Below are 2,122 nucleotides of genomic sequence, written 5' to 3'. Positions count from 1 at the left end.
CCGCCATGCTCGTCGTGCTTGCACTCGTGGTTGGCGCTGTCGCTTGGCGCGTATCGGCTCACGTGTATGGATCCATCGGTGGTGAGCCGGCCGCAGCGGCGCGTGTTGCACAGCGTATTGCGCAGGGCGATTTGACAGCGGACATTGACATACGGCCCGGCGACACGAGTAGTCTGCTGTTCTCGCTCAAGGAGATGCGTGCGCAGCTGGCGCGAACGAACGCCTCGACAACGTGACAATGCCCAGCATCGCGGCCAGCGGATAGTGGAGCCGTTTGAACACTTTCGAAATCGCCGCAGTCAGCTTTTGCTTCATGGATCTGATTGTTCGCTCGGGGTATTCAGAATAACAGATCCCCTTATTGCGACAGAACCCGACATCTTACGTCAACAACCACAACAATTTGACAATGCCCCTTTACATCTACGGCTGTAGTACTAAGTAGGTTTCAGCTTTTTGAAAGATACAATCATAGATTAATTGGATTCTGCAACACTCAATAATAATCGTTATTCCCATTCTATATTTATTCGATAAATAATCCGAAAATTTCAAAAAAAAACTTCCCTTAGGAGTGCGGCACAGATACAATGGCAAGCCTTGGCGTTCAAAATTCGGAAAATTCAATGGTTTCGCAAAAATTCGCTAGTAAAGCAACTGGATAATTCATCACGCAATTGCCGAATGCAGTCGTGACCCACGACTGCATCTCTTCAGGATGTTGACGAAAAAACGAAGTTCATATTTTCATATAATAAGGACTGTTATATGTCTATTCGACATCATTACTTAATGACACCAGGCCCATTGTCATTAACCGACGACGTCAAGGCGCAAATGCAGTTTGATATGGGATCCCGCGATCAGAGCTTTAAAAATATTACCGCCATGATGCGTGAGCGAATTTTAGATCTGATCGACGGATATGGCTCACATTCCGTAGTGCCAGTCCAAGGTAGCGGTACTTATGGTATTGAGGCCGCGTTGACGTCGTTCATCTCATTGTCTGACAGACCTCTCGTGTGTATTAATGGTATCTATGGTGAGCGGATCCTAAGAATTCTAGAATTACGCGGGATTCAGGCGGTTTGTATGAGGGCGCCGAGTCACGAGCCGCTGTCAGTTGCCGACATCAGCACATATTTAGAAAATCATCGATCAATTACGCATATCTGTTTTGTTCACTGTGAAACAACTACTGGTGTGCTTAACCCATTCGAGGCCATTGTTAATCTCGCGGCGCGGCGCGGGATAAGAACAATTGTAGATGCGATGAGTTCTTTCGGTGCGATCGATATCAGCGCTAAAAAAAGTTCATTTCGACGTACTGGTCACGTCTAGCAACAAATGCATTGAAGGTCCTCCTGGTGTAGCGTTCGTCATAGCGAAGCTCGACTTGCTCAGAGCAAGGGATCATTCGGTCAGTTCGTTTGTTCTGGATGTCCATGATCAATGGAAAAGTCTCGAGCAAACCGGAGAGTGGCGATCTACGCCGCCCACGCACGTAATCCAAGCTTGTACTAAGGCTCTTGAAGGGTTAGATCTGGAAGGTGTGGCTAATCGAGGGAAACGGTACTGCTCGGTGCGGGATGAAATCATTCGTGTAACCGCGCGTTATGCCTCTCCACTGCTGACTGCTGATGTACGTTCACCCGTTTGTGTGGCGCTCACTGCGCATGGGATTATTGATACGCCCAAAGATTTCGATGCACTGTACCTGCATCTCGCCGACTACAATCTCTATATCTATTCAAAAATGCATGCTTCGACACGCAGTTTTAGAATCGGATGCATCGGCGCTATCAAGCCGCGATGGATACATCTATTAGGCAATGCATTTCAAGATTTTTTTGATAAAACGAATAGCGACCCCATGGTACCAGAACGTTTTGTGCCGCCACTTGACACAAGGAGCTTGTAATATGTCACACACTATTCGTGATAACAATATGTCTTCGGAAACAGCTCTTTTGCATGCAGCGTATCGTCACGACCCCATCACGAAGGCCGTTGCAGTGCCGATTTACCAAACGACAGCGTACGAGCTTGACGGCGATCTGGCAAAAATCGCGGATATTTACAATGTGAAAAGCGACGGATTTACATACACGCGGATCATTAA

General features: G+C 47.4%; 2 protein-coding genes and 2 pseudogenes. All 4 read left to right on the top strand.

Features of this window, described 5'->3' with window-relative positions:
- A pseudogene (locus tag WM40_RS26520) lies at nt 1-236 on the top strand (methyl-accepting chemotaxis protein); the annotation flags it as partial.
- A gap of 532 nt (nt 237-768) precedes the next feature.
- Nucleotides 769-1,341: an aminotransferase class V-fold PLP-dependent enzyme gene (locus WM40_RS31930; protein ID WP_236693723.1), complete on the top strand. Its 573-nt coding sequence runs from the start codon at nt 769-771 to the stop codon at nt 1,339-1,341.
- Complete coding sequence (locus WM40_RS31925) at nt 1,286-1,921, top strand: hypothetical protein (RefSeq protein WP_236693722.1); 636 nt, start codon at nt 1,286-1,288, stop codon at nt 1,919-1,921. The genes WM40_RS31930 and WM40_RS31925 overlap by 56 nt, the downstream gene beginning before the upstream one ends.
- 1 nt (nt 1,922) lies before the next feature.
- A pseudogene (locus WM40_RS26510) lies at nt 1,923-2,122 on the top strand (PLP-dependent transferase); the annotation flags it as partial.

The organism is Robbsia andropogonis, from assembly GCF_000970345.1.
GTDB lineage: Bacteria > Pseudomonadota > Gammaproteobacteria > Burkholderiales > Burkholderiaceae > Robbsia > Robbsia andropogonis.
The sequence above is the reverse complement of the archived record's forward strand: the minus strand, read 5'-3'. Positions and strand labels throughout refer to the sequence as shown.

Coding starts and splice junctions, on each gene's coding strand:
- WM40_RS31930 (WP_236693723.1), top strand. CDS start 769: ATGTCTATTCGACATCATTACTTAATGACACCAGGCCCATTGTCATTA.